Source organism: Sulfitobacter sediminis (assembly GCF_040811725.1).
GTDB classification, from domain to species: domain Bacteria; phylum Pseudomonadota; class Alphaproteobacteria; order Rhodobacterales; family Rhodobacteraceae; genus Sulfitobacter; species Sulfitobacter sediminis.
Map to the genome: position 1 here is coordinate 54,651 of NZ_JBFNXX010000016.1, position 23,097 is coordinate 77,747.

At 65.1% G+C, this 23,097-nt stretch carries 23 protein-coding genes; 17 read left to right on the forward strand and 6 right to left on the reverse strand.

What is annotated here, in order from left to right:
- The first annotated feature begins 196 nt into the window (after window positions 1-196).
- Window positions 197-892, forward strand: a complete 696-nt coding sequence (locus tag AB2B41_RS17995) for a metal-dependent hydrolase (RefSeq protein WP_367879207.1) — start codon at window positions 197-199, stop codon at window positions 890-892.
- 73 nt (window positions 893-965) lie between these two features.
- Entirely contained in the window at window positions 966-1,676 is a 711-nt protein-coding gene (locus AB2B41_RS18000) for an NAD(P)-dependent oxidoreductase (protein WP_367879208.1), read from the forward strand.
- A gap of 7 nt (window positions 1,677-1,683) precedes the next feature.
- Here the strand turns inward: AB2B41_RS18000 and AB2B41_RS18005 are convergent, their stop codons facing one another.
- From AB2B41_RS18005 to AB2B41_RS18020, 4 genes are all read right to left on the reverse strand, one after another.
- Window positions 1,684-2,097: a hypothetical protein gene (locus AB2B41_RS18005; RefSeq protein WP_367879209.1), complete on the reverse strand. Its 414-nt coding sequence runs from the start codon at window positions 2,095-2,097 to the stop codon at window positions 1,684-1,686.
- On the reverse strand, window positions 2,094-2,714 hold the full coding sequence (locus tag AB2B41_RS18010) for a DUF5671 domain-containing protein (RefSeq protein WP_367879210.1): 621 nt from the start codon (window positions 2,712-2,714) through the stop codon (window positions 2,094-2,096). Before AB2B41_RS18010 ends, AB2B41_RS18005 begins: the two co-directional genes overlap by 4 nt.
- Window positions 2,715-2,787: 73 nt before the next feature.
- Window positions 2,788-3,093, reverse strand: coding sequence for an ATP-dependent Clp protease adaptor ClpS (locus AB2B41_RS18015; protein ID WP_367879211.1), 306 nt, complete (start codon window positions 3,091-3,093; stop codon window positions 2,788-2,790).
- A 57-nt stretch (window positions 3,094-3,150) separates the two neighbouring features.
- On the reverse strand, window positions 3,151-3,603 hold the full coding sequence (locus tag AB2B41_RS18020) for a nucleoside deaminase (protein WP_367879212.1): 453 nt from the start codon (window positions 3,601-3,603) through the stop codon (window positions 3,151-3,153).
- Window positions 3,604-3,664: 61 nt separating this feature from the next.
- Between AB2B41_RS18020 and AB2B41_RS18025 the strand changes: the two genes are divergently transcribed.
- The 10 genes from AB2B41_RS18025 to dtd all read left to right on the forward strand — a co-directional run bounded on the left by AB2B41_RS18025 (window position 3,665) and on the right by dtd (window position 12,144).
- Window positions 3,665-4,495: a pseudouridine synthase gene (locus AB2B41_RS18025; protein WP_367879213.1), complete on the forward strand. Its 831-nt coding sequence runs from the start codon at window positions 3,665-3,667 to the stop codon at window positions 4,493-4,495.
- A gap of 152 nt (window positions 4,496-4,647) precedes the next feature.
- Window positions 4,648-4,878 (forward strand): hypothetical protein, encoded by a 231-nt coding sequence (locus AB2B41_RS18030; protein WP_367879214.1) that lies wholly within the window; start codon window positions 4,648-4,650, stop codon window positions 4,876-4,878.
- 3 nt (window positions 4,879-4,881) lie between these two features.
- On the forward strand, window positions 4,882-5,772 hold the full coding sequence (locus AB2B41_RS18035) for a 5-bromo-4-chloroindolyl phosphate hydrolysis family protein (RefSeq protein WP_367879215.1): 891 nt from the start codon (window positions 4,882-4,884) through the stop codon (window positions 5,770-5,772).
- Window positions 5,773-5,805: 33 nt separating this feature from the next.
- Window positions 5,806-7,005, forward strand: a complete 1,200-nt coding sequence (locus AB2B41_RS18040; RefSeq protein ID WP_367879216.1) for a toxic anion resistance protein — start codon at window positions 5,806-5,808, stop codon at window positions 7,003-7,005.
- 6 nt (window positions 7,006-7,011) lie between these two features.
- On the forward strand, window positions 7,012-7,971 hold the full coding sequence (locus AB2B41_RS18045) for a DUF2927 domain-containing protein (RefSeq protein ID WP_420014309.1): 960 nt from the start codon (window positions 7,012-7,014) through the stop codon (window positions 7,969-7,971).
- A gap of 32 nt (window positions 7,972-8,003) precedes the next feature.
- A complete protein-coding gene (locus tag AB2B41_RS18050; protein WP_367879217.1) occupies window positions 8,004-9,137 on the forward strand; it encodes an SPFH domain-containing protein in 1,134 nt (377 codons plus the stop codon).
- 199 nt (window positions 9,138-9,336) lie between these two features.
- Entirely contained in the window at window positions 9,337-9,876 is a 540-nt protein-coding gene (locus AB2B41_RS18055) for a cytochrome b/b6 domain-containing protein (protein WP_367879218.1), read from the forward strand.
- Between the two features lie 44 nt (window positions 9,877-9,920).
- Window positions 9,921-11,030 carry a TFIIB-type zinc finger domain-containing protein gene (locus AB2B41_RS18060; protein ID WP_367879219.1) on the forward strand — a complete coding sequence of 370 codons (1,110 nt, stop codon included), beginning with the start codon at window positions 9,921-9,923 and terminating at the stop codon, window positions 11,028-11,030.
- Entirely contained in the window at window positions 11,027-11,701 is a 675-nt protein-coding gene (locus tag AB2B41_RS18065) for a nitroreductase (RefSeq protein ID WP_367879220.1), read from the forward strand. The genes AB2B41_RS18060 and AB2B41_RS18065 overlap by 4 nt, the downstream gene beginning before the upstream one ends.
- Window positions 11,701-12,144, forward strand: coding sequence for a D-aminoacyl-tRNA deacylase (dtd, locus tag AB2B41_RS18070; protein ID WP_367879221.1), 444 nt, complete (start codon window positions 11,701-11,703; stop codon window positions 12,142-12,144). Before AB2B41_RS18065 ends, dtd begins: the two co-directional genes overlap by 1 nt.
- Before the next feature lie 148 nt (window positions 12,145-12,292).
- On the opposite strand, the gene AB2B41_RS18075 is transcribed toward dtd, so the two are convergent.
- Both AB2B41_RS18075 and AB2B41_RS18080 read right to left on the reverse strand, forming a co-directional pair.
- The gene (locus AB2B41_RS18075) at window positions 12,293-13,483 is read right to left on the reverse strand and encodes an HlyD family type I secretion periplasmic adaptor subunit (RefSeq protein WP_367879222.1); all 1,191 of its coding nucleotides are present in this window, start codon (window positions 13,481-13,483) and stop codon (window positions 12,293-12,295) included.
- A complete protein-coding gene (locus AB2B41_RS18080) occupies window positions 13,480-15,315 on the reverse strand; it encodes an ATP-binding cassette domain-containing protein (protein ID WP_367879223.1) in 1,836 nt (611 codons plus the stop codon). The genes AB2B41_RS18075 and AB2B41_RS18080 overlap by 4 nt, the downstream gene beginning before the upstream one ends.
- Window positions 15,316-15,559: 244 nt before the next feature.
- Here AB2B41_RS18080 and AB2B41_RS18085 point away from each other — a divergent pair, with 244 nt between their 5' ends.
- From AB2B41_RS18085 to AB2B41_RS18105, 5 genes are all read left to right on the forward strand, one after another.
- On the forward strand, window positions 15,560-17,554 hold the full coding sequence (locus AB2B41_RS18085) for a CocE/NonD family hydrolase (RefSeq protein WP_367879224.1): 1,995 nt from the start codon (window positions 15,560-15,562) through the stop codon (window positions 17,552-17,554).
- Between the two features lie 117 nt (window positions 17,555-17,671).
- Window positions 17,672-19,255 carry an ABC transporter substrate-binding protein gene (locus AB2B41_RS18090; protein ID WP_367879225.1) on the forward strand — a complete coding sequence of 528 codons (1,584 nt, stop codon included), beginning with the start codon at window positions 17,672-17,674 and terminating at the stop codon, window positions 19,253-19,255.
- 3 nt (window positions 19,256-19,258) lie between these two features.
- On the forward strand, window positions 19,259-20,218 hold the full coding sequence (locus tag AB2B41_RS18095; protein ID WP_367879226.1) for an ABC transporter permease: 960 nt from the start codon (window positions 19,259-19,261) through the stop codon (window positions 20,216-20,218).
- Window positions 20,219-20,405: 187 nt separating this feature from the next.
- Complete coding sequence (locus tag AB2B41_RS18100) at window positions 20,406-21,230, forward strand: ABC transporter permease (protein WP_367879227.1); 825 nt, start codon at window positions 20,406-20,408, stop codon at window positions 21,228-21,230.
- A complete protein-coding gene (locus AB2B41_RS18105) occupies window positions 21,230-22,867 on the forward strand; it encodes an ABC transporter ATP-binding protein (protein WP_367879228.1) in 1,638 nt (545 codons plus the stop codon). Before AB2B41_RS18100 ends, AB2B41_RS18105 begins: the two co-directional genes overlap by 1 nt.
- Window positions 22,868-23,097: the final 230 nt, after the last annotated feature.

Genomic DNA, 23,097 nt, shown 5'->3' on the forward strand with positions numbered 1-23,097 from the left:
ACGCCGACCCGGACAGGCTCCGCCCGAATTGTGTCAGGAATGAGGCAGTAGAGATCGGTCCCTTTCCCATGTGCCGCATCGGCAACAATCGCCCCGTCCGTTCTGCGACGCGAAACAGGCCCGCAGGAAACACCCCCGCTGGACCTTTCCCCGCACCTCATTAAACTCCCCGCCAAACACCAAGGGAGACACCACCATGAACATCATCTGGCTCGGCCACGGCTCATTCCGCTTCGAAATCGAGGATCAGGTCGTCCTGCTCGACCCCTGGCTCAACGGCAATCCCAAGATGCCCGAGGACCAGCACGAGGCCGCCATCGCGGGGGCCACCCATATCCTCGTCACCCACGGCCACTTTGACCACATCACGGACGTCGTTGAAATCTCAAAGAAAACCGGCGCGCCGGTGTCCGGCATCTACGAACTGGTCAGCTATCTCGTGTCCCAGGGTGCCACCGAAGGTGCAGGCTTCAACATGGGCGGCACGATCCGCATCGGCGACAAGGTCAGCGCCTCCATGGTGCCCGCCTCCCATTCCTCGACCACCACCGTCAACGACCTGCCCGTCGACGTGGGCAGCGAGGCCGGCTTCATCCTGCGCGGCGAAGGCCACACGGTCTACATCTCCGGCGACACCGGCATCATGGCCGACATGGACTGGATCGGCGACTTCTACAAACCCGACGTTGGCATCCTGTCGGCGGGCGGCCATTTCACCATGGGCATGGCCGAAGCCGCCTATGCCGCCAAGCGCTACTTCAATTTCAAGACGGTGATCCCCTGCCACTACAAGACCTTCGACCTGCTCGAACAATCCGCCGCCGTCCTGGCCGAGGGCCTGCCCGGTGTGAATGTGATCGAGGCGGAGGTGCTGAAGCCCATCGCGTTGTGATGTCGCAGCCTGTGATCCGCTGGGAACTGCGGTAGCCGACAACGGTTGTCTCCGTAACCGGGCGGAGACAACCATGACCAATACCAGTACCAGCCCCCTCACCCTTGTCATTTTCGGCGCCTCGGGCAGCACCGGCAAGTCTGCCGTCGCGGCCGCGCGTGCGCGCGGTCACCGGGTTCGCGCGGTCGATCATCACGTACCCGACGACACCTCAGATGATGAAGGCATCACGCACGTACAGGGCGATGTACTGAAAGATGATCTGCGTCCGCACGTGCGCGACGCCGATGCCGTGCTCTCCTGTCTTGGCGTCGGCAACGATCCTGCCACGCTTCTCGACCCCCCGCCCCTCTACTCCAAGGGCACAGAGGCAATCTGCGACGCTATGGAAGCCGAGGGCATCAAGCGCCTGATCACCATCTCGGCCACCTTTGTCGAAACCCGCGACCGTGGCCCCATCTGGTTCAAGCTGCCAGCCATGACCGGCCTGCACCTTGTCTTCGAACAGATGAAGGAAATGGAGGCCAACTTGCGCGCCCGCCCAGCACTCGACTGGACCGCCGTCCGGCCGGGCTGGTTGATGGAGGGCAAAGTAACCGGCGATTACACCGTCCAACCCGATGTCATCCCCGACGATATGGTTCGCACGCGCCATGCGGACCTCGCCGATTTTATAGTCAGGCTCGCCGAAACCAGAGACTGGGTTCACGCCACGCCTGCAATTGCCCGGCCCGAAGCTGCCGAACACACCTCCCCCCGTGCTGTGGCCGAGGAAATCTTCTGACCGCAGCCTACTCCTGCTGCCAGTCCGCCCCGTCACCAGTGCGCCGATACCGGAGGCAAGCGCCCTGCCCGTCGATATAAAGCCGCGCGTAATCATAGCGCGACAGCGTCTCGGGATCGGTCTCAAGCTCCGCGCAGACCTCGAACATCGTCTTGCCCACCATCCGCGTCACGTAGGCCGCATCTGTCAAAGGATCGCGCAGGTCTTCCAGGGCGATAACCTGCCTGCACCGGTCCGGCACCGCTTCACCCTTCGCCACGAGCCTGCACCGCTCATGCTCTGCCAGCTGCCGCAGATGATCCAGCCGCTCCCGGTCCCGCTGTTCCATCCGCGCCTGCCCCGGCCCGCCGACAATCATCAGCCCTGCGATAACCGCCGCACCAACCAGCAGCACCACGACGGCAAACAGCACCCGGTTCACGCCGCATCCCCCTTGCGGATATCATTGAGGTAGAACAGGAAAATCAACCCCGCCACGCCTGCCACCACCAAGGCCTTCAGCAGGAACTGCAGCGTGAAATCCCCGCTCAGGAAGGCATAGATCACCGCGATGAGATCCCCCAGCAGAACCGCCGCCGACAACAAAAGCGTAATATAGGTCAACCACTTGCGAATGGCCGACCGGTAAAGCGCCGGATCGGCGGCCAGCTTCGCGCGCTCCCGAAGCGTCAGCCAAAGGTACACCGGCGTCGCCACCACCAGCACCGCAATCGCCCAGCGGATACGGCTGGGCGACGCGAAATTGTCGTCATCCAGCGCCATGTCGATCAGCACGTGCAAAAGCTGCACCAGATAGATCGCACCCGTCACCATCAGCCCGAAGGTCAGCGCATAGACAAAGAAATCCCGCGCCGAAACCGTCGTCTGCGGGCGCGGCACTGGCGGCGAAAATGCCGTCTCCGCCCAGGCCCCCAAGGCATCCGCCACCTCCGACGCGCTCCACCCCGAAGCGCCCAGCGCCTCCGCGATCTCCTCCCGGCTCCGCCCCTGCGCCAAGGCGTCCCGCACAAACCGCGACAATTCCCGACTGACCGCCATTATGGCTCCTCCCTGCCCCGTTTATCCGCAAAGACCCTATTCAACATCGCCACCGCGTCTCCCGCTTCCACCCCTAACTCTCCTTCTCCGTCGTAAAGGCCAGCGGAAACCCGTACTGACGGCCCAGGTCCGTCGCGTCCTTCGCCTTCATCTCCGCGACCTCCTTGGTGTAGACGGCCACGACGCAGGCCCCCAACCGATGCGCCGTCAACATCACCCCTTGCGCCTCGCTTTCGCTCATCCGAAAGACCGACATCAGGACAGAGGTGACGAAATCGCGCGGCGTGAAGTCATCGTTCAACAGGATGACCTTGTAGAGCTTGGGCTTCTCGGTCTTGGGTAGCACGACGGGGCGCTGGATGGTCTCGGTGTCGCTCATGAAGCGTCTCCTTTGTCCCATCATGCGGCAAATGCAGCGCTCTGGCCATGGTGCGCGTCAGTCGCGCCGATCCCCGAAGAACTCCTTCAACAGCCTCTCCGCCTCTTCCGCCCCGATCCCATCGAACACCTCCGGCACGTGATGGCACTGCGGATGCGAAAACACCCGCGCCCCATGCGCCACCCCGCCCGACTTCGGGTCCTGCGCGCCATAATACACCCGCTTAATCCGCGCCGCCGCAATCGCCGCGGCACACATCGCGCAGGGCTCCAGCGTCACATACAGCGCATGGCCCACCAACCGCTCCGACCCCGCCGCCGCACAGGCGGCGCGCAGCGCCACGATCTCGGCATGGGCCGTCGGATCGCTCAACTCACGCGTCCGGTTCCCCGCCCGCGCGACAACCGCGCCCTGCGGATCGACCACGACGGCGCCCACCGGCACCTCGCCCCGCGCGCCCGCCGCCCGCGCCTCTTCCAGCGCCTGATCCATGAAAGATCGAAAAACCATGCGCCCACAGGACCGCAAAGCCACCCCTTTCGCAAGCCCGCCAAAGCCGCTATCGGAAGGCATGGCCGACAAACCCGCCCCCGACACGCCGCAAGGCGACCGTATCGCCAAGGTGCTCGCCCGCGCCGGCATCGCCTCGCGCCGCGAGGCCGAGCGCATGATAGAAGCGGGTCGCGTCACCGTCAACGGCAAGCAGATCACCTCCCCCGCCCTCAACGTGTCCGAAAAGGACAAGATCGCTGTGGATGGATCGCCCATATCCGAGCCTGAGCCGCCGCGCATGTGGCTTTATCACAAGCCCACAGGCCTCGTGACGACGACGAAGGACGAGAAAGGACGCGAAACGATCTTCGACAAACTGCCCGATGACATGCCCCGCGTCATGACCGTCGGCCGTCTCGACCTCAATTCCGAAGGTCTGCTGCTGCTCACCAACGACGGCGCGATCAAGCGCAAGCTGGAATTGCCCAGCACCGGCTGGCTGCGCCGCTACCGCGTGCGCGTCAACGGCCGCCCCAGCGACGACACGCTCGAACCCCTGCGCAAGGGCATCACCATCGACGGGGAGAAATTCCAGCCCATGACCGTCACGCTAGACCGCCAGCAGGGCGCGAACGCCTGGCTCACCGTTGGCCTCCGCGAGGGCAAGAACCGCGAAATTCGCCGCGCGATGGAATCCGTGGGCCTCAGCGTGAACCGCCTCATCCGCATCAGCTACGGCCCCTTCCAGCTGGGAGAGTTGAAAGCGGGCGAGGTCGAGGAAATCCGCCGCAAGGTGGTCCGCGACCAATTGGGGCTGGAAATTGAGGACGACAGCGGTACCGCCATGCGCAAGAAACCCGGCAAACCCACCCTCAAACCGCGCCAGAGGCCTCAGAAACGCCGCCGCTGAGGGCATTTCGTCAATTATGCGCCCCCCGCGCCCATTTTCCCCGCAACGGGGAATACACATCGGCCCGTCAACACCTTAGCTTGTAGATGCGGCGCGGGCGCAGCCCTAGCACCCGCAGCGCGGAACCCTTATGTTAAAGGCAGAGAGGTAGCATGGCCCGAATACTCCTGATCCTTCTGCTGACGGCAGTGTGCATTGCCATTGCCATGATTCTGTATTCAATCTGGACCAATCTCGTACAGGCCGGACAGCGCACGCTCGCCCCGGTGCTGGCCCAAGCAAAGGAGGGGGAAATGGCCCCTACCGGCATTCAGAAAGCCGCCTATGTAGCTCTGATCGTTGTGCTTTTCGGCGTCGCCTCCGGCTGGCTCGGAGGTCTGTAAAAGGTGGCGCAACGATACGGCGGAAAATACAGCCCCGACGGCAAGAATGACACCGCACCACGCCCCGCCAAGCGGATCGAGGTCGATCCGGCGGGCGGACGGTCGAACATCATGTTCATCCCCGCCATCGTGCTGGTGGCGACCACGATCTCCGACGGCGCCCTCGCCATGACGCTCGGTCTTGCCGGCGCGGGCATCTGGACCCTTTCCGCATGGCTCCTGCGCGAAGGCCTTCAGGCCGAGGCCGCCTACCTTTCCCGAAAGGTTGCCCGCCGCCCGGCCTTGCCCCGCAAGATCCTCGCCGCCGCTGGCATCGGCATCGGCACCGCGCTCGGTGTGCTCGCGCACCTCGGCAGCACGACAGAGTTCCTCGCCCCCGTCCTCTTCGGCCTCTGCGCCAGCGCCCTGCACCTCGCCGCCTTCGGCATCGACCCGCTCAAGGACAAGGGCATGGAAGGCATCGACACCTTCCAGCAGGACCGCGTCGCCCGCGTCGTGGACGAGGCCGAGAAACACCTCGCCGCCATGACCGACGCCATGAAGCGCGCGGGCGACCGCCGCGCCGCCGAACGGCTCGCGCAGTTCCAGGACACCGCCCGCACCCTCATCCGCACGGTCGAGGAAGACCCCCGCGACCTGACCGCCGCGCGCAAATACCTCGGCGTCTACCTGCTCGGCGCCCGCGATGCGACAATCAAGTTCGCCGACATCTACAGCCGCACAAAGGACGCCGAGGCACGCGATCACTACATGGCGCTATTGGAAGACCTCGATCACAACTTCGCCGCCCGCACGCAGAAATCCCTGCTCGACGACCGCTCCGACCTCACCGTCGAAATCGACGTCCTGCGCGAACGCCTCTCGCGCGAGGGCGTGCGCCTCGACCGCCCGTGACACTTCATTTAAAACTTTAAGGGACCCCATCAAATGCCTGACACCGTTCGCGAAAAAGCCAATCAATCCCTTGCCATGGTCGAGGAAGTTACCGCCGTCGTCCTCCCCGAACCGGTCGCCGCCAACGCCATCGTCCCGCTCGAGAAAGCCGACAAACCGATGAGCGACGAGATCAGGCGCCGCATGGCCGAGATCGACATGTCAGACACCAACTCAATCGTCTCCTTCGGCTCCGCCGCCCAGGCGGAACTGCAAGAGATCAGCCAATCCATGCTCGCCGATGTGCGCAACAAGGACGTGGGCCCGGCGGGCGATAGCTTGCGCGATATCGTCACCACCATCCGCGGCTTTTCCGTCTCCGAACTGGACGTGCGCCGCGAACGCAGCTGGTGGGAAAAGCTGATCGGCCGCGCCGCCCCCATGGCGAAATTCACGGCGCGCTTCGAACAGGTTCAGGGCCAGATCGACCGCATCACCGACAACCTGCTGACCCACGAGCATACGCTCCTGAAGGACATCAAATCGCTCGACATGCTGTATGAGAAGACGCTGCAATTCTACGACGAACTCGCGCTCTATATCTCGGCTGGCGAGGCGAAACTGGCCGAGCTTGATACCAAAACCATCCCCGCCAAGGAAAAAGAGGTGCAGGGCACGAAAGAAGACGAGGGCGTGATGAAAGCACAGGAGCTGCGCGACATGCGTGCCGCCCGTGACGATCTGGAACGCCGGGTGCATGACCTCAAACTCACCCGCCAGGTCACGATGCAGTCGCTCCCGTCCATCCGCCTCGTGCAGGAAAACGACAAGAGCCTCGTCACCAAGATCAACTCCACCCTCGTCAACACCGTCCCCCTGTGGGAGACGCAACTCGCACAGGCCGTCACCATCCAGCGCAGTGCCGAGGCCGCCGGTGCGGTGCGCGAAGCCAATGACCTGACCAACGAACTGCTGACCGCAAACGCGAAAAACCTGCGCGACAGCAACAAGATGATCCGGCAAGAGATGGAGCGCGGCGTCTTCGACATCGAAGCGGTTAAACAGGCCAACGCCGACCTCATCGGCACGATCGAGGAATCGCTCCAGATCGCCGACGAGGGCAAGGCCCGCCGCGCCGCCGCGGAAAAGGAACTGCAGGAGATGGAAGCCAAGCTGCGCGAAACCCTCGCCGCCGCCAAGGCCAAGAAGACCGGGCTGGGCGACACCGCCTCGGCCGCCATGCCCAAAGGCTGATCCTCGGTGCGGGGCTGGGGCACATATCGCCGGTTTGGCCGCGTCGCCGCCCTTGCAGGGCTGGTGGCATTGGCGAGCTGCGACCTGCTGATGCCGGTGGAACCCACGCTCAAGCCGCAGGCGCGCCCCGCCGCCGCGGCCCCCGCCCCCGTGGTCGCCCGTCCCACCTCGCAGAAAAGCGCGATGCTGCGCCGGTACCTCAACCAGGTGCAGCAGGCACAACTGAGCCAGGGCCTTCTCCGCGAGGACGGCGGGGGGACGGACACCCCCTTCTCACCCGACATTCTCGCGCGCAACTTCGAACAGATCGTCTTCTTCAACGAATACGACGGAAACTTCGCAGGCCGTGGCGGGGCAAGCCCGCTGCGCCGCTGGCAGTCCCCCGTACGCATGGGCGTGATCTTTGGCGCGGGCGTCCCGCCTTCGCAGCGCAAGGCGGACAGCGACGCCGTCAACGCCTACGCCCGCCGCCTCGCCCGCGCCACCGGCCACCCGGTCTCGGCCATCGGCCAGCCCAATTTCCTCGTCATCATCGCCTCCGAGGACGACCGCGCCGAAACCCTGGCCGAGGCCGCCACGCGCGTCCCCGGCATCTCCGAGAACTCCCTGCGCGCCCTGCGCAACATGCGCCGCGACACCTACTGCGCCGTGGCAGCTTACGCAGCGGGCGAGAACCCCAATGTCTACACCGCCGCCGTCGCCGTGATCCGCTCCGAAAACCCCGACCTCCTGCGCCTTTCCTGCATTCACGAGGAACTCGCCCAGGGCCTCGGCCTTGCCAACGACAGCCCCGCCGCGCGCCCCTCGATCTTCAACGACGACGACGAATTCGCCCTACTCACGGGCCACGACGAGCTGCTTTTGCAGATGCTCTACGACCCGCGCCTCCGCCCGGGCATGACCGCACAGCAGGCCGCCCCCATCACCCGCATCATCGCCCGCGAGGTGATGGGGGTGCCGCTTTGACATATAATACAATGACTTAAAGGATCGATTTCATGCCCATCTTCGATTTCCTCTCCGGCCAGTTCATCGACGTCATCCACTGGACCGACGACACCCGCGACACCATGGTCTGGCGCTTCGAGCGTGAAGGCCACGAGATCAAATACGGCGCCAAGCTGACGGTGCGCGAGGGGCAGGCGGCGGTCTTCGTCCACGAAGGCCAACTCGCGGATGTCTTCACCCCCGGTCTCTACATGCTAGAGACCAACAACATGCCGATCCTGACCACACTCCAGCACTGGGATCACGGCTTCAAAAGCCCCTTCAAATCCGAGATCTACTTCGTCAACACCACCCGCTTCAACGATCTGAAATGGGGCACCAAGAACCCCATCATCGTCCGCGATCCGGAATTCGGCCCCGTCCGTCTGCGCGCCTTCGGCACCTATTCGGTGCGCGTCGCTGACCCCGCGCGCTTCCTCACGGAAATCGTCGGCACCGATGGCGAATTCACCATGGACGAGATCAGCTACCAGATCCGCAACGTCATCGTGCAGGAGTTTTCCCGCACCATCGCCCGCGCCGCTATCCCCGTCCTCGACATGGCCGCCAACACCCGCGAACTGGGCCAGCTCGTGGGTAAGGAAATAGCCGCCCAGATCGCCGAATACGGCCTCTCGCTCCCCGAGCTCTACATCGAGAACATCTCCCTGCCTCCTGCGGTCGAACAGGTGCTCGACAAGCGCTCCTCGATGGGCGTCATCGGAAACCTCAATCAATACATGCAGTTCCAGGCCGCCGAAGCCTTGGGACGGGAGGGTGCCGGAGCCGCCGCGATCCAGGCGGGTCTCGGTGCGGGCCTCGGCATGCAGATCGGACAGGCCGCCGCCGCCCAGACGGGTCCCTGGGGCGCCCGCCCCGCAACGACACCGGCAGCACCTGCACAGACCCAGATGGTCCCGCCACCGCCGCCCCCCGTCGAACACGTCTGGCACATCGCCGAGGGCGGCGAGACCAAGGGCCCCTTCTCCAAAGCCTCCATAGGCCGCATGGCCAGTGACGGCACGCTCACCCGCGATACCTATGTCTGGACGCCGGGCCAGGACGGCTGGCAAAAGGCCGAGGACGTGATGGAACTCGCCCAGCTCTTCACCGTCCTGCCACCCCCACCGCCGCAGGGCGCATGAGGGACTCAAAACCGAAAACGCCCTCTTTCTGGCTGTATAAAGTCCTCGGGGAGTTTGAGGGGCAGACAGCCCCTCATCCGATTTTCCCATGGAAAATCAATAAAATCGAATGCGCGCTCAGCGCGCTCAATCAGGTCATACTCCGCATACCACCAGCACCCGCGCGAAACTTCCCCGCCCCGCGCTACGTAAGCAGACCATGATCACGCGTCCACACCGCCGCTCAGCCCTCAAGGTCCTGCACTGGTCCATGGTCCCGCTCCTCGTCTGGTTCACCCTCGTCACCCCCGACGACGTTCTCCCCTTCGGCCAGGCCGCCTTCCAGTTCCACTCGATCCTCGCGCTGATCTTCGTCACCTTCTGCCTGCTCTGGACCGCCGACTACCTCCGCCGCGGTCTTGCCAGCCGCCCGGGCCCCAAGCTCAAGGGCTGGGCCCGCCACGCGCACCAATGGCTGCACAAGGCCCTGATCTGGGGCCTCTTCGGCGTCGCCATCACCGGATTCCTCCTGGGCCTCACCTCCACGACCCTTCTGAAAGCAGGCGGCTTCCTCCCCATCGCCCCGCCCCTCGGCCTCAAGGAGGCCAACGACATCATCGGCCAGATCCACATCTACGAATTCTACCTCTTGGCCCTTATCGCGGTGATCCACGCCACCTTCCACATCTGGCGCCACCTGCGCCTGAGGGACAACGCCCTGCGCATCATGGCGCCGAAGGCCCTGCACCGATACCTCTGAAACAGCGCTGGCAGCGTAACTCATTCAACGCTATCTCTCCGCCCATGGCCGACACTCTGACCCCCGACGTCCCCCTGACCGAGCATCGCTTCCCCTGCGATGCCTGCGGCTCCGACCTGCGCTACGCCCCCGAAGCGGGGCAGCTGGTCTGCGACCACTGCGGCAACACCCAACCGATCGAGGGCACGGGCTTTCACCTCTCCCCCATCGCCGAGCTTGACCTCGCCGCGGGCCTGCGTGCTGACCTCGCGCCTGACCAGATGGAGGAAACCCGCGTCACCACCTGCCCCAATTGCGCAGCCCAGGTGGAATTCAAGGACGGCAAGCACGCCACCGAATGCCCGTTCTGCGCCACGCCCCTCGTCATCGACGCCGGGACCAACCGCCAGATCAGGCCCCGCGCCGTCCTGCCCTTCGCCCTGACCGAGGACGCCGCCCGCGACGCCATGACCGACTGGCTCGGCCGCCTCTGGTTCGCCCCCAACGGCCTGCAGGAATACGCCCGAAAGGGCCGCCGGATGCAGGGTATCTACGTCCCCTACTGGACCTTCGACGCCGACACCCGCTCGCGCTACACGGGCGAACGCGGCACGGTCTATTACGTCACCCAAACCGTGGTCCGCGACGGCAAGCGCGTACAGCAACAGGTCCAGAAAATCCGCTGGCGCCCCGCTTCTGGCCGGATCGCTCGGTTCTTCGACGATGTGCTGGTGCTGGCATCGCGGTCTCTGCCCAAGAAATACACCGATGCCCTCGAACCGTGGGACCTTTCGGCGCTGGAGCCCTACGCCCCCGAATACCTTGCCGGTTTCCGCGCCGAGGCCTATGCCGTCCCCCTCGAAGACGGCTTTCGCGAGGCCCGCGCCCATATGGACCGCGTGATCGAACGCGACGTAAAATTCGACATCGGCGGCGACCGCCAGCGCGTGCATTCCATCGACACGGACCTCAGCGATCTCACCTTCAAGCACATCCTGCTCCCGGTCTGGCTCGCCGCCTACAAGTACCGTGGCAAGACCTACCGTTTCGTCGTCAATGGCCGGACGGGACGGGTACAGGGCGAACGCCCTTTCTCGGCCATCAAGATCACCATCGCCGTGATCCTCGGCGCCATCGCCGCAGGCATCATCGGCTACCTGGCAGCACAGCAATGACCCAATACGACACCTTCACCGACATCCTTCAGGCGCGCTATTCCTGCCGCGCCTTCCTGCCCGACCCGGTCCCGGACGAGACGATCACCAAGATCGTTGCCGCCGCCCGCCACGTGCCCTCCTGGTGCAACGCACAGCCCTGGCAGGTGACCATCACCAAGAGCGCGGCGACGGAAGCCTTCCGCACCCACATCCACGCCATCGCCAAAAAGGGCACCCCGCCGCAGCCCGATCTCGACTGGCCCGCCAAATATTCTGGCATCTACGGCGAACGCCGCCGCACCTGCGGCTTCCAGCTTTATGAGGCCGTCGGCATCGACCGCGCCGACCGCAAGGGGCGTGCGGCACAGATGCTGCGCAACTACACGCTCTTCGGCGCACCGCATGTGGCCATCGTCCACGCCCCCGCCGAACTGGGCCCCTACGGGGCCATGGACACCGGCGGTTTCGTCACCGCCTTCACCCTCGCCGCCACCGCCCTCGGCGTGGCCACCATCCCCCAGGCCGCCATCGCCGCCTACGCCCCGCAGGTGCGCGACCACTTCGGCATCGCCGACGACCGCCTCGTGCTCTGCGCCATCTCCTTCGGCTACGCGGACGAGGATGACCCCGCGAACCACTTCCGCACGGAACGCGCGGAGCCCTCTGACATCATCGACTGGGCCGACTGATGCGCGCCCTTCTCCAGCGCGTGACCGACGCCTCCGTCACAGTAGACGGTGAGACGATCTCCCGGATCGGCCCCGGCCTCCTGGCCTTCGTCTGCGCCATGCCCGACGACACCGAGGCCACGGCCGAGGCCCTTGCCGCCAAGGTTGCCAAACTCCGCCTCTTCAAGGACGAGGCGGGCAAGATGAACCGCAGCCTGCCCCAGACCGGCGGTTCCGCCCTCGTCGTCAGCCAGTTCACGCTGGCCGCCGACACCTCGCGCGGCACGCGCCCCGGCTTCTCCTACGCGGCCAAACCGGACGAAGCGAACCACCTCTACGAACATTTCGCCACGCATCTCGCGACCCTCGGCATCCCGACGCAGAAAGGCCGCTTCGGCGCCGACATGTCCGTCGCCCTCACCAACGATGGCCCGGTCACCATCTGGCTCGACACGCAGACCTAGAATGCCCAGCGCTGCGCCGCCTGCTGCCTTCGGAGAATGAGTTGTATTGGAAAGATGAAGCGCAAACGTATCGCTTCATCTTTCCAATACAACTCATAATGCAACGTCTCTCACTCGCGGGGGTCCGAAGTGCCGGGACCGGTTACCGTCAGGGCTCCCGAAACGCTTCCTTGGACTTGTAAAGCGGCTTCAGCAGATACTGCAGCACCGTCTTCTCGCCCGTGTGCAGCTCGACCGAGGCCTGCATCCCCGGTCTGATCCGCAGCCCCGCCTGCCGCTCGGTCAGGCTCCCGGTATCGACTTCGACCGTCACCTTGTAATGCGGATCGCCATCCGCCGCCCGCGCGCGTTCGTCCTTGAAGGTATCGGCCGACACCAGCTTCACCCGCCCTTTCAATGACCCATAGATCGTATAGTCATAGGCCGACAGCTTTACCGTCGCCTCCTGCCCGGGCCGCACGCCCGCGATATCCTCGGGCTTCACCCGCGCCTCGACGAACAATTCCTCGCCCAGCGGGATGATCTGCAGGATCTCCTCCCCGGGCCGCACCACGCCGCCGATGGTCGTTACCGAAAGGTTATTCACGATACCCCGCATGGGCGAGCGCAGCACCGTCCGCTCCAGCTGGTCCGTGCTCGCCTTCAAATTCTGCCGCAAAGTCGCGAGTTCCTTCAGCACATCCGAATATTCCTGCGCGCGGTCCAGCTCGCTCTGCGTGGTGATCTCGTCGAAGCGTATCTGCGCATCCGCATAGGCCTTGCGCGCCCGCGTCGCCTCGATCAGCGACACGATCTTGCGGTCCAGAAGGTCGTTCATCACCTCCGCCTCGCGTTCGGCCTCCACCAGCACCCGCTTCGCCCCGTCAGAGCGCAAGACGAAATCCGATTGCCGCGCCCGCAAAAGCGCCCGCTCGCTCTCGACGATGTCCGGCGTGCGCGCCGCCCATTCCTGCGGCACCGTGAAATCGAACTGCCCCGCCAGCTCCGCCTCCAGCCGCAAGCGCCTGATCTCGAACGCGGAAATCTGGTCGCGCAGATCGTCGACCGAAGACTGGAACTGCGTTCCGTGCAGCCGCGCCAGCACGTCGCCGCGCTCGACCATGTCCCCCTCGGCCACTGCCAGTTCCGCCAGGATCCCCCCTTCGAGGTTCTGGATGATCTGCGGCCGTGACGAGGAAATCATCGAGCCTTCCGCCCGCACGATCTCGTCCACCCAGGCGAAGGCCGCCCATACAATAAACAGCAAAACCGCCGCCGCCGACAGCCAGACCACCGCCGAAGGCCCCCGCATCTCGCGGTGCAACTGGGCGTCCAGGGGCACGGGGGTCAGGAACGTCATGCCGCCTGCCCCCCGCGTCCGGCGATATGGCTCAGCACCTTGTCCTTGGGCCCGTCCACCGTCATTCGCCCCCCTTGCAGCACCAGCGTCCGCTCGGTCAGCGCCAGGATCGGCGCGCGGTGCGTGGCGATCACCGACGTCCGCCCCGCCATCCAGCGCTCCAGCCGGCTGACCAACGTCGCCTCCAGCGTCCGGTCCAGCGCCGCCGTCGGCTCGTCCAGCAAGCAGATCGCAGGGTCCTGCAACCACAGCCGCGCCCAGCCGATCGACTGCCGCTGCCCGATGCTCAGCCCCGCGCCATTGTCCTTGATCTCAAGGTCCAGCCCCTTGTGATGCCCCTGCACGAAGGGCCCCAGCCCCGCGAACTCCAACGCCGCCATCAGCCGCGCATCGTCCCGCTCCAGCATCGTTAGGTTCAGGTTGTCCCGCAACGTCCCCGCAAAGAGCCGCACATCCTGCCCCAGATAGCCAATCAGCCGCCGCAGATCGCGCGGGTCAATCTGGCTCATCTCCGTCCCGTCGATCAGAACGCGCCCCGTCTCGGGAGCATAAAGCCCGCTCAACAACTTCAGCAAGGACGATTTGCCCGCCCCGTTCGACCCTAGCACCGCCACCTTCTGCCCCGGCAGAATGGCCAGCCCCGGAATATCCAGCGTCGGCGCGCCATCGTCCTCGTAGCGGAAGGAAACATCCCGCAACTCGAAATGCCCCTTCAGCGCCTCGCGCCGCAGGTAGGTCCGCCCTTCCTCGGCATCCTGCGGCACCGCCGCAATCGCCTCCAGCCCATCAAGCGCCGATTTCACGTTGCCCCAGCGCGCCATGGTCCCCGCCAATTGCGTGAGCGGCGCAAGCGTCCGCCCCGTCAGGATGCCCACGGCGATGATCGAGCCCACCGTGAACTCCCCCGCGAACACCAGGTACGTCCCCGTGATCACCGTCGCCACATAGGTCCCCTGCTGCACGCCCTGCGACCAGAAGGTCAGCGCCGAGGCCAGCTTGCGCTGCTCGGAGGACTTCAGCGCCTGCAGCGCGTTCAATTCCGCCCAAAGCCGCGCCACGCGGTCCTCGCCCCGCTGGGTCTTGAGCGTATCGAGCTCGAAGATCGTCTCATGCAGCAACCGCGACGCCTTGGCCGAGGCCCCTTGCGTCTCCTGCGTCAGGCGGATCATCTTCTTTTGCAGAAACAAACCGGGGATCACCATCAGCACCCCGCCCAGCACCAGCACCCAGACCACGTTGCCCGCGATGCTGACCACAAGCAACAGAAAGACAAAGATGAAGGGAATGTCCGCAATCGTCCCGATGGTCGAGGCGGTAAAGAACTCGCGCACCGAGGAAAACTCGCGCATGGCCGAGAAGACCTGGTTCGGGGCCTGCCCCTTGGCGTCCGAGCGCATCCCCAGAATGCGCTGCATCAATATCTGCAAGACTGACAGCTCGATCTGCCGCCCCGCACCATCCATCAGCCGCGACCGCGCGATCTTGAGAAACGCCTCCATCAGCAGCGCCAGCCCCGCCCCCGCCGCCAGCACCCAGAGCGTCGCCTCCGACTGGTGCGGGATCACCCGGTCATAGACCTGAAGCGAGAACAGCGCGACCGCCACCGCCAGCAGGTTCGCCACGAAAGACCCCAGCGCGATCTCGGCCATCTGGCGGCGGAACCGCCCGAACTGCCCCCAGAACCAATGCGGTGCCTTGCTCTCGGTCTTGTGGGTCTCGGCCACCTTTGCCAGCGGTGCCTCGGCCCGGATCAACAGCCCCGTGAAATACGGCGTGAATTCCGTTACCGGCACATGGGCACGGTTGTCGGGACGGGTGGCGTTGCTCGGCACGCGATGGCTAGAATGGCACGGAAGACAGATACACCGACGGCGCGCGGCGCGTGACCATTCGTTTTCATCTCAGTTGCCGTGCCGCGCTGACGTCCGTACGGCTGAAACCCGCACTTGCGACAAGAAAGTGAGGAAAACCTTCGGCACAACCCATTAATTCCTGCACTGCCACCAGCGTGCCTTTCCCGCCCCACCCGGCCACGCAACAGTTGACAAGAAATTCCCCCGTGCCAAGGCTCGCGCCATGAGTATCGCCCCCAACGCCCTGCGCGACATCACCGAAGAGCCGGATCTCGGCATCACCCTCTCCGACGGCTGCCGCCTCTCGGCCCGTGTCTGGATGCCAGAGGATGCTGGCGACGATCCCGTCCCGGTGATCCTCGAATACCTCCCCTACCGCAAACGCGACGGCACCACCGCCCGCGACGCGCTCACTCACCCGTGGTTCGCCCAGCGCGGCTATGCCTGTGTGCGCGTCGACATGCGCGGCAACGGCGACAGCGAGGGGCAGATGGAGGACGAATACACCCCGCAGGAACTCAGTGACTGCATCGAGGTCATCGACTGGCTCGCAGCCCAGCCCTGGTGCACGGGCCGCATCGGCATGATGGGCATCTCCTGGGGCGGCTTCAACGGCTTGCAGGTCGCGGCCCTCGCCCCCGACCCGCTCAAGGCCGTCATCACCCTCTGCTCCACCGTCGACCGCTTCGCCGACGACATCCACTACAAGGGCGGCTGCCTGCTCAATGAAAACCTCGGCTGGGGTGCGACCATGTGGGCCTACTCCTCCCGCGCCCCCGACCCCGCCCTGCGCGAAAACTGGCGCGACCTCTGGCTTGCGCGCCTCAACGCCGAACCCTTTCTCCCCGCTCTCTGGCTGAAACACCAGCGCCGCGACGCCTACTGGCAACACGGCTCGGTCTGCGAGGATTATGCGGCGATCAAGGCCAAGGTCCTCGCCATCGGCGGCTGGGGCGACGCCTACAAGAACGCCGTCCCGCAACTGGTCGAGGCGCTGCCGGGGGCTAAGGGCATCGTCGGCCCATGGGTCCACAAGTATCCACATTTCGCCGCCCCCGAACCGCGCATCGGTTTCCTGCAGGAAGCACTCCGCTGGTGGGACCGCTGGCTCAAGGACGCAGACACCGGCGTCGAGACCGACCCCGACTACCGCGCCTACCTCATGGACGGCGTGCGCCCGCAAAGCTGGTACCTCGAACGCCCCGGCCGCTGGATCGCCGAAGAGGCCGGCGCCACCAGCCACCTGCCCACCGAAACCCTGCACCTCACTGACGCGGGCCTCTCCGCCACCCCCGGAACCCTCACCGCCAGCATCAACTCCCCCGCCCACACGGGTGCCGAGGCGGGCGAATACTGCGCCATCTGGCTCGGCCCCGAGATGCCCGGCGACCAGCGCCCCGACGACGCGCTCTCCACCACCTTCGACAGCGCGCCGCTGACCCAGAACATGGACATCGTGGGCGCCCCGAAAATCACCCTCACACTCGCCAGCGACCGCCCCCAGGCGCAGATCGCCGTCCGCCTCAACCACATCCACCCCGACGGCGCGAGCACCCGCATCACCTACGGCGTGCTGAACCTCTCCCACCGGCACGGCCCGTCCGACCCGCAACCGATGACCCCCAGCCAAGCGCAGGACATCACCTTCACCCTCGACCACATCGCCTACCGCGTCCCCAAGGGCCACCGCCTGCGCGTCTCGATCTCCGATGCCTACTGGCCGCTGATTTGGCCTTCCCCCCATAAGACCAGCCTCACACTTTCGTCAGGCCAGATCGCCCTGCCCCAGCGCCCCACAAGGGGCGGCAACGAACACACCTTCGAACCGCCCACCGCCGCCGAGCCTTGGCAGACCGAACCGCTGCGCCCCGAAAACCACATCCGCCGCCAGGAAACCGACAAGGTCACCGGCATGGTCAGCCTGATCATCGAGGACGACTTCGGAAAGAAACGCGACAGCGCACACGGCCTCATCACCGGCACCATCGCCCGCGAACGCTGGGACATCCACCCGGACGATCCCAATTCGGCAAGGGGCGCATGCCACTGGACAGCCGAACTCGAACGCGGCGACATCCGCCTGCGCACCGAGACCTTCTGCGCCATGACCAGCGATCCCACGCATTTCCACCTGACCGCGCGTCTGGAGGCCTACGAGAACGATCAACTGATCCTCGAACGCGATCTCTCCGACACGATCCCGCGCGATCACATGTAAACACGCCGTCACAAATCCCCCGGATTTGTCCTTGCGGGCATGGAGGAAATGCGCAAACCTGACCCGGCAATCAATAAAAGCCGCGAAACGCGCGGTAACAGACGGGGAGACCTCTTCATGAACGACGAACTTAAATATCTAAGCCAGCGCGTGACGCGCGGCCTGATGACGCGCCGCGACTTCGTGGGCCGCGCCGCGGCACTCGGCATCACCGCCGTTGCCGCCAACGCGATGCTCGCAACCGCCTCCCGCGCCGCCGGCCCGCAAAAGGGTGGCACGATCAAGATCGGCCTACAGGGCGGTGCGACCACCGACACCCTCGACCCCGCGACCGCCGCCAACCAGGTCCCGCTCATGGTCGGCCGCATGTGGGGCGAACCGCTGGTCGAGCTTGACGACGACGGCGGGCTGCAGGGCAAGGTTGCCGAAAGCTTCGAAGGCTCCGCCGACGCCAAGACCTGGCGCTTCAAGATCCGCAACGGCATCACCTTCTCCAACGGGCAGCCGGTGACGGCAGAAGACGCCCGCGCCACCATCGAACGCCACTCGGGCGAGGACACCAAGTCCGGCGCTCTGGGTCTGCTGCGCGACATCGACACGCTCTCGACCGAAGGCGACACGCTGGTCATCGGGCTCAAAACCGGCAACGCCGACCTGCCCTACTTCATGGCCGACTACCACCTGCTGATCCAGCCCAACGGCGGCAAGGACGACCCCACCGCCGCCATCGGCACCGGCCCCTACACGCTGGAAGAGGTCGACATGGGCGTCCGCTTCGTCGCCGCCAAGCGCGAAGACTACTGGGGTGACCTCGGCAACGCCGAGACCATCGAGATCATCGTGATCAACGACAACACCGCGCGTGTTGCCGCCCTCCAGTCCGGCCAGGTCGACATCATCGACCGCGTGCCGCCGCGCACCGCGGGCCTCGTCAGCCGCGCACCGGGTGTGGCCGTGCATTCGACCGCCGGTCCGGGCCACTACGTGTTCATCATGCACACCAACACCGCGCCCTTCGACAACAAGGACCTGCGGCTGGCGCTGAAGCACGGCATCAACCGTCAGGAAATGGTCGACAAGATCCTCTTCGGCTACGGCTCGGTCGGTAATGACACGCCGATCAACTCGTCCTACCCGTTCTATACGGAGTTCGAACAGCGCGAGTACGATCCCGACAAGGCCAAGTTCCACTTCGAGAAATCCGGCCACTCCGGCCCCATCCTGCTGCGCACCTCGGACAATTCCTTCCCCGGCGCACCGGATGCCTCCGCACTTTTCCAGCAGTCGCTGGCGGGTGCCGGTATCGAGCTTGAGATCAAGCGCGAGCCCAACGACGGCTACTGGTCCGAGGTCTGGAACGTGCAGCCCTTCTGTACTTCCTACTGGGGCGGCCGCCCAACGCAGGATCAGATGTTCTCGACCGCCTATCTGTCGACGGCAGACTGGAACGACACCAAGTTCAACTCGCCGCGTTTCGACGAGCTGCTGATCCAGGCCCGCGCGGAACTCGATGGGGACAAGCGCAAGGCCATGTACGCCGAGATGAGCACCATCCTGCGCGACGACGGCGGCCTGATCTGCCCGATGTTCAACGACTTTATCGACGCACACGGCGACCGTGTGGACGGCTGGGTGCAGGGCACGGCAGGCTTTGCGCTGATGAACTCCTACGCGCCTCTGCGGATGTGGGTGAAAGTCTGATCCGTGGGACCGATTGCAAAACTCCTGGCCCAGCGTATTTCGCTGGGCCTGCTCCTGCTCTTTCTCGTCTCCATCGTGATCTTCGCAGGCACTTCGATCCTGCCCGGAGACGTAGCACAACAGATTCTCGGCCAGTCGGCCACGCCTGAGGCACTCGCCAACCTGCGCGAAGAGCTCGGCGTGAACGACCCGCCCGTCACCCGCTACATGAACTGGCTGGGTGGCCTCCTGACCGGAGACCTCGGCACCGCCCTCACCTCCGGCCAGTCGATCAACGAGGCCGTGGGCCGCCGCCTCGCCAACACGCTTTTCCTCGCCGTCTGCGCCGCAGTGGTCGCCGTGCCGCTGGCAATCTTCCTCGGCCTCTTGGCCGTCCGCTATCAGGAACGCTGGCCCGACAAACTGATCTCGGCCTCGACGCTCACCACGATCTCGATGCCCGAGTTCGTGATCGGCTACATCATGATGTTCATCTTCGGCGTGCAACTGCGCTGGTTCTCCCCCACCGCCGTCAGCTACCGCCCCGACGCCGATTTCTTCACCCGGCTGGAGAGCATCGCCCTGCCCGTCATCGTGCTCACCCTCGTGGTGCTGGCGCACATGATGCGCATGACCCGTGCCGCGATCCTCAACGTGATGCAATCCGCGTACATCGAAACCGCCGAGCTCAAGGGCATGTCCACCTTCTCGGTGATACGCAAACACGCCTTCCCCAACGCGATCTCCCCCGTCGTCAACGTGGTGATGCTCAACCTCGCCTACCTCGTCGTCGGCGTCGTCGTGGTCGAGGTGGTCTTCGTCTACCCCGGCATGGGCCAGTACCTCGTCGACCACGTCACCAAGCGCGACCTGCCCGTCGTTCAGGCTTGCGGCATCATCTTCGCTGCCATCTACATCGGCCTGAACCTCGTCGCCGACGTGGTCTCGATCCTGACCAACCCGCGTTTGAGGCATCCAAAATGAATTTTTCCCCGAAAAAATTCATTTCGTGCGACCCCGGCGCGTTTTTCTCCGAAAAAACGCACCGAGTGCGACCAAGCGTTTTGCCGCAGGCAAAGCGCGGGGAGACACCCCGTGAAATAGCGCGCACCCGCAAAGGCGCGGGGAGGCACCCGGTTGCAGTATCTCTCAAGACTTCGAGGGCGCACCCATGACCAACCTCCGCATCCCCTTCGCCGCCCTGCTGGGCCTCTTCTTCACCGCGCTCTTCTTCCTCGTGGCCATCTTCGCCCCCCTCATCGCCCCCTACGGCTATGACGAGGTTGTCTCCAACGGCTTCTGGGAACCGGGCACCTCCGAATACCTGCTCGGCACCGACGGCATCGGCCGCGACCTGTTGAGCCGCATCATCTACGGCATCCGCACCACCATCTGGATCGCCACGCTGGCCACCATGCTCAGCTTCTTCACCGGCTCGGTCCTCGGCTTTCTCGCCGCCGTCTCGGGCGGCTGGGTCGACCAGGCCCTCAGCCGCTTCGTCGACCTGATGATGTCGATCCCCTCGCTGATCTTCGCGCTGGTGATCCTATCCATCACGCCCATCTCCATCACCGTGCTGATCCTCGTCATCGGCCTGCTCGATTCCACCCGCGTCTACCGCCTCGCCCGCGCGGTCGCCGTGGACATCAACGTGATGGACTACGTCGAGGCAGCGAAACTCAGGGGCGAGAAAACCGCCTGGATCATCTTCCGCGAGATCCTGCCCAACGCCCTCTCGCCGCTTGTCGCCGAAATGGGCCTGCGCTTCATCTTCTCGGTCCTCTTCATCTCCACCCTGTCGTTCCTCGGCCTTGGCATCCAGCCACCCCAGGCCGACCTCGGCGGCATCGTCCGCGAAAACGCCGAAGGCCTCACCTACGGCATCGGTGCCGCGCTTTACCCCGCCATCACCATCGCGCTGCTGGCGATCTCGGTGAACCTCGTGGCCGACTGGGTCCTCGCCCGCACCACCTCTCTGAAAGGAGGCCGGGGATAATGACCGAACCGCTCCTCAAGGTCCGCAATCTCAAGATCGGCGCCACCGTCTATCCCCCCGGCGAAAAGCCCAGGGAAATCGAGATCGTCCACGGCGTCGACTTCGACCTCGCCCCCGGAAAGGTCCTGGGCCTCATCGGCGAATCCGGTGCCGGCAAATCCACCATCGGCCTCGCCACCATGGCCTACGGGCGCGGCGGCGTGGAAATCACCGGCGGCGAGGTCTGGGTCAACGGCCGCGACATCCTCGCCTCCGGCCTCAAGGACGTGCGCAAACTGCGCGGCGGCGAGGTGACCTATGTCTCCCAATCCGCCGCCGCCTCCTTCAACCCGGCCAAGAAGATCATGGAACAGGTGACCGAAGCCGCGATCCTGCAAGGCAAGTTCTCCAAGAAAGAGGCCGAGGCCCGCGCCGTCACCCTCTTCACCAAGCTGGGCCTGCCGGACCCCGAAAACATCGGCAACCGCTACCCCCACCAGGTCTCGGGCGGCCAATTGCAACGCTGCATGACCGCTCTCGCCCTCTGCCCCGAACCCGACCTCGTGGTCTTTGACGAACCCACCACGGCCCTCGATGTGACCACCCAGATCGACGTGCTGGCGGCCATCAAGGACGCCATCCGCGACACCGGCGTCGCCGCGCTCTACATCACCCACGACCTCGCCGTGGTGGCCCAGGTCTCCGACCACATCATGGTGCTCAAGATGGGCGATATGGTCGAATACGGCGAAACCGACCAGATCATCAACGCGCCCAAGGAAGAATACACCCAGGCGCTGGTCTCCGTCCGCTCCATCCGCCACGAGGAAAAGCAGCCCACCGACACCCCGCTTCTGCGGGTCGAAAACATCACCGCCCGCTACAGGGGCACCAATTTCGACGTGCTGAAGAACATCAATGTCGACCTGCACCCCGGCCAGACCCTCGCCGTGGTGGGCGAGAGCGGCTCCGGCAAATCCACCCTCGCCCGCGTGATCACCGGCCTCCTGCCGCCCAGCCAGGGCAGCATCACCTTCAATGGCCGCACCCTCAGCCCCGACCTGCCCACCCGCAGCCGCGAGGATCTGCGCGAATTGCAGATGATCTACCAGATGGCGGATACAGCGATGAACCCGCGTCAGACCGTCGGCACGATCATTGGCCGACCGCTGGAATTCTACTTCGGCCTCAAGGGCCGCGAGAAACAGGCCCGCATCCAGGAACTCCTCGACGAAATCGAACTCGGCGACGGCTTCCAGGACCGCTACCCGGCGGAGCTTTCCGGCGGCCAGAAACAACGCGTCTGCATCGCCCGGGCCCTCGCCGCCAAACCCAAGCTGATCATCTGCGACGAGGTCACCTCGGCGCTGGACCCGCTCGTGGCCGACGGCATCCTGAAACTGCTGCTGAAACTGCAAAAGATCGAGGACGTGAGCTACCTCTTCATCACCCACGACCTCGCCACGGTCCGCGCCATCGCCGACTGCATCGCGGTCATGTACCAGGGCGCCGTCGTGCGCTACGGGCCGAAGTCGCAGGTCCTCTCGCCCCCCTTCGACGACTACACGGACCTCCTGCTCAGCTCGGTGCCCGAGATGAAGCTCGGCTGGCTCGAAGAGGTGCTGGAGCACCGCAAGATGGAAAGTGCCGGCCACTGAGGAAAACGACACCAGCGCCGTCCGTGTTTCTCTCAGCCGAAAGTCCGCGCCACGCCCGCTGGCCGAGCGCCACGCCCCGCTTCATCTTTCCAATACAACTCCGGCACAACACCCGCAGCAGCCACAACATCCCCTGCATAGCAACCAGAACGGGACGGCGGGCGGGGCGTCCTGGCACAGCCAGGAGCGCCGCACCGCCGCTCCCCTCTTGAGCCCGCGCCGTTCCGCTA

Excerpts from the sequence above, each read along its gene's own strand:
- AB2B41_RS17995 (WP_367879207.1), top strand. The coding sequence starts at position 197 with ATGAACATCATCTGGCTCGGCCACGGCTCATTCCGCTTCGAAATCGAG.
- AB2B41_RS18000 (WP_367879208.1), top strand. The coding sequence starts at position 966 with ATGACCAATACCAGTACCAGCCCCCTCACCCTTGTCATTTTCGGCGCC.
- AB2B41_RS18010 (WP_367879210.1), bottom strand. The coding sequence starts at position 2,714 with ATGGCGGTCAGTCGGGAATTGTCGCGGTTTGTGCGGGACGCCTTGGCG.
- AB2B41_RS18015 (WP_367879211.1), bottom strand. The coding sequence starts at position 3,093 with ATGAGCGACACCGAGACCATCCAGCGCCCCGTCGTGCTACCCAAGACC.
- AB2B41_RS18020 (WP_367879212.1), bottom strand. The coding sequence starts at position 3,603 with ATGGTTTTTCGATCTTTCATGGATCAGGCGCTGGAAGAGGCGCGGGCG.
- AB2B41_RS18025 (WP_367879213.1), top strand. The coding sequence starts at position 3,665 with ATGGCCGACAAACCCGCCCCCGACACGCCGCAAGGCGACCGTATCGCC.
- AB2B41_RS18030 (WP_367879214.1), top strand. The coding sequence starts at position 4,648 with ATGGCCCGAATACTCCTGATCCTTCTGCTGACGGCAGTGTGCATTGCC.
- AB2B41_RS18040 (WP_367879216.1), top strand. The coding sequence starts at position 5,806 with ATGCCTGACACCGTTCGCGAAAAAGCCAATCAATCCCTTGCCATGGTC.
- AB2B41_RS18050 (WP_367879217.1), top strand. The coding sequence starts at position 8,004 with ATGCCCATCTTCGATTTCCTCTCCGGCCAGTTCATCGACGTCATCCAC.
- AB2B41_RS18055 (WP_367879218.1), top strand. The coding sequence starts at position 9,337 with ATGATCACGCGTCCACACCGCCGCTCAGCCCTCAAGGTCCTGCACTGG.
- AB2B41_RS18060 (WP_367879219.1), top strand. The coding sequence starts at position 9,921 with ATGGCCGACACTCTGACCCCCGACGTCCCCCTGACCGAGCATCGCTTC.
- AB2B41_RS18065 (WP_367879220.1), top strand. The coding sequence starts at position 11,027 with ATGACCCAATACGACACCTTCACCGACATCCTTCAGGCGCGCTATTCC.
- dtd (WP_367879221.1), top strand. The coding sequence starts at position 11,701 with ATGCGCGCCCTTCTCCAGCGCGTGACCGACGCCTCCGTCACAGTAGAC.
- AB2B41_RS18075 (WP_367879222.1), bottom strand. The coding sequence starts at position 13,483 with ATGACGTTCCTGACCCCCGTGCCCCTGGACGCCCAGTTGCACCGCGAG.
- AB2B41_RS18085 (WP_367879224.1), top strand. The coding sequence starts at position 15,560 with ATGAGTATCGCCCCCAACGCCCTGCGCGACATCACCGAAGAGCCGGAT.
- AB2B41_RS18090 (WP_367879225.1), top strand. The coding sequence starts at position 17,672 with ATGAACGACGAACTTAAATATCTAAGCCAGCGCGTGACGCGCGGCCTG.
- AB2B41_RS18100 (WP_367879227.1), top strand. The coding sequence starts at position 20,406 with ATGACCAACCTCCGCATCCCCTTCGCCGCCCTGCTGGGCCTCTTCTTC.
- AB2B41_RS18105 (WP_367879228.1), top strand. The coding sequence starts at position 21,230 with ATGACCGAACCGCTCCTCAAGGTCCGCAATCTCAAGATCGGCGCCACC.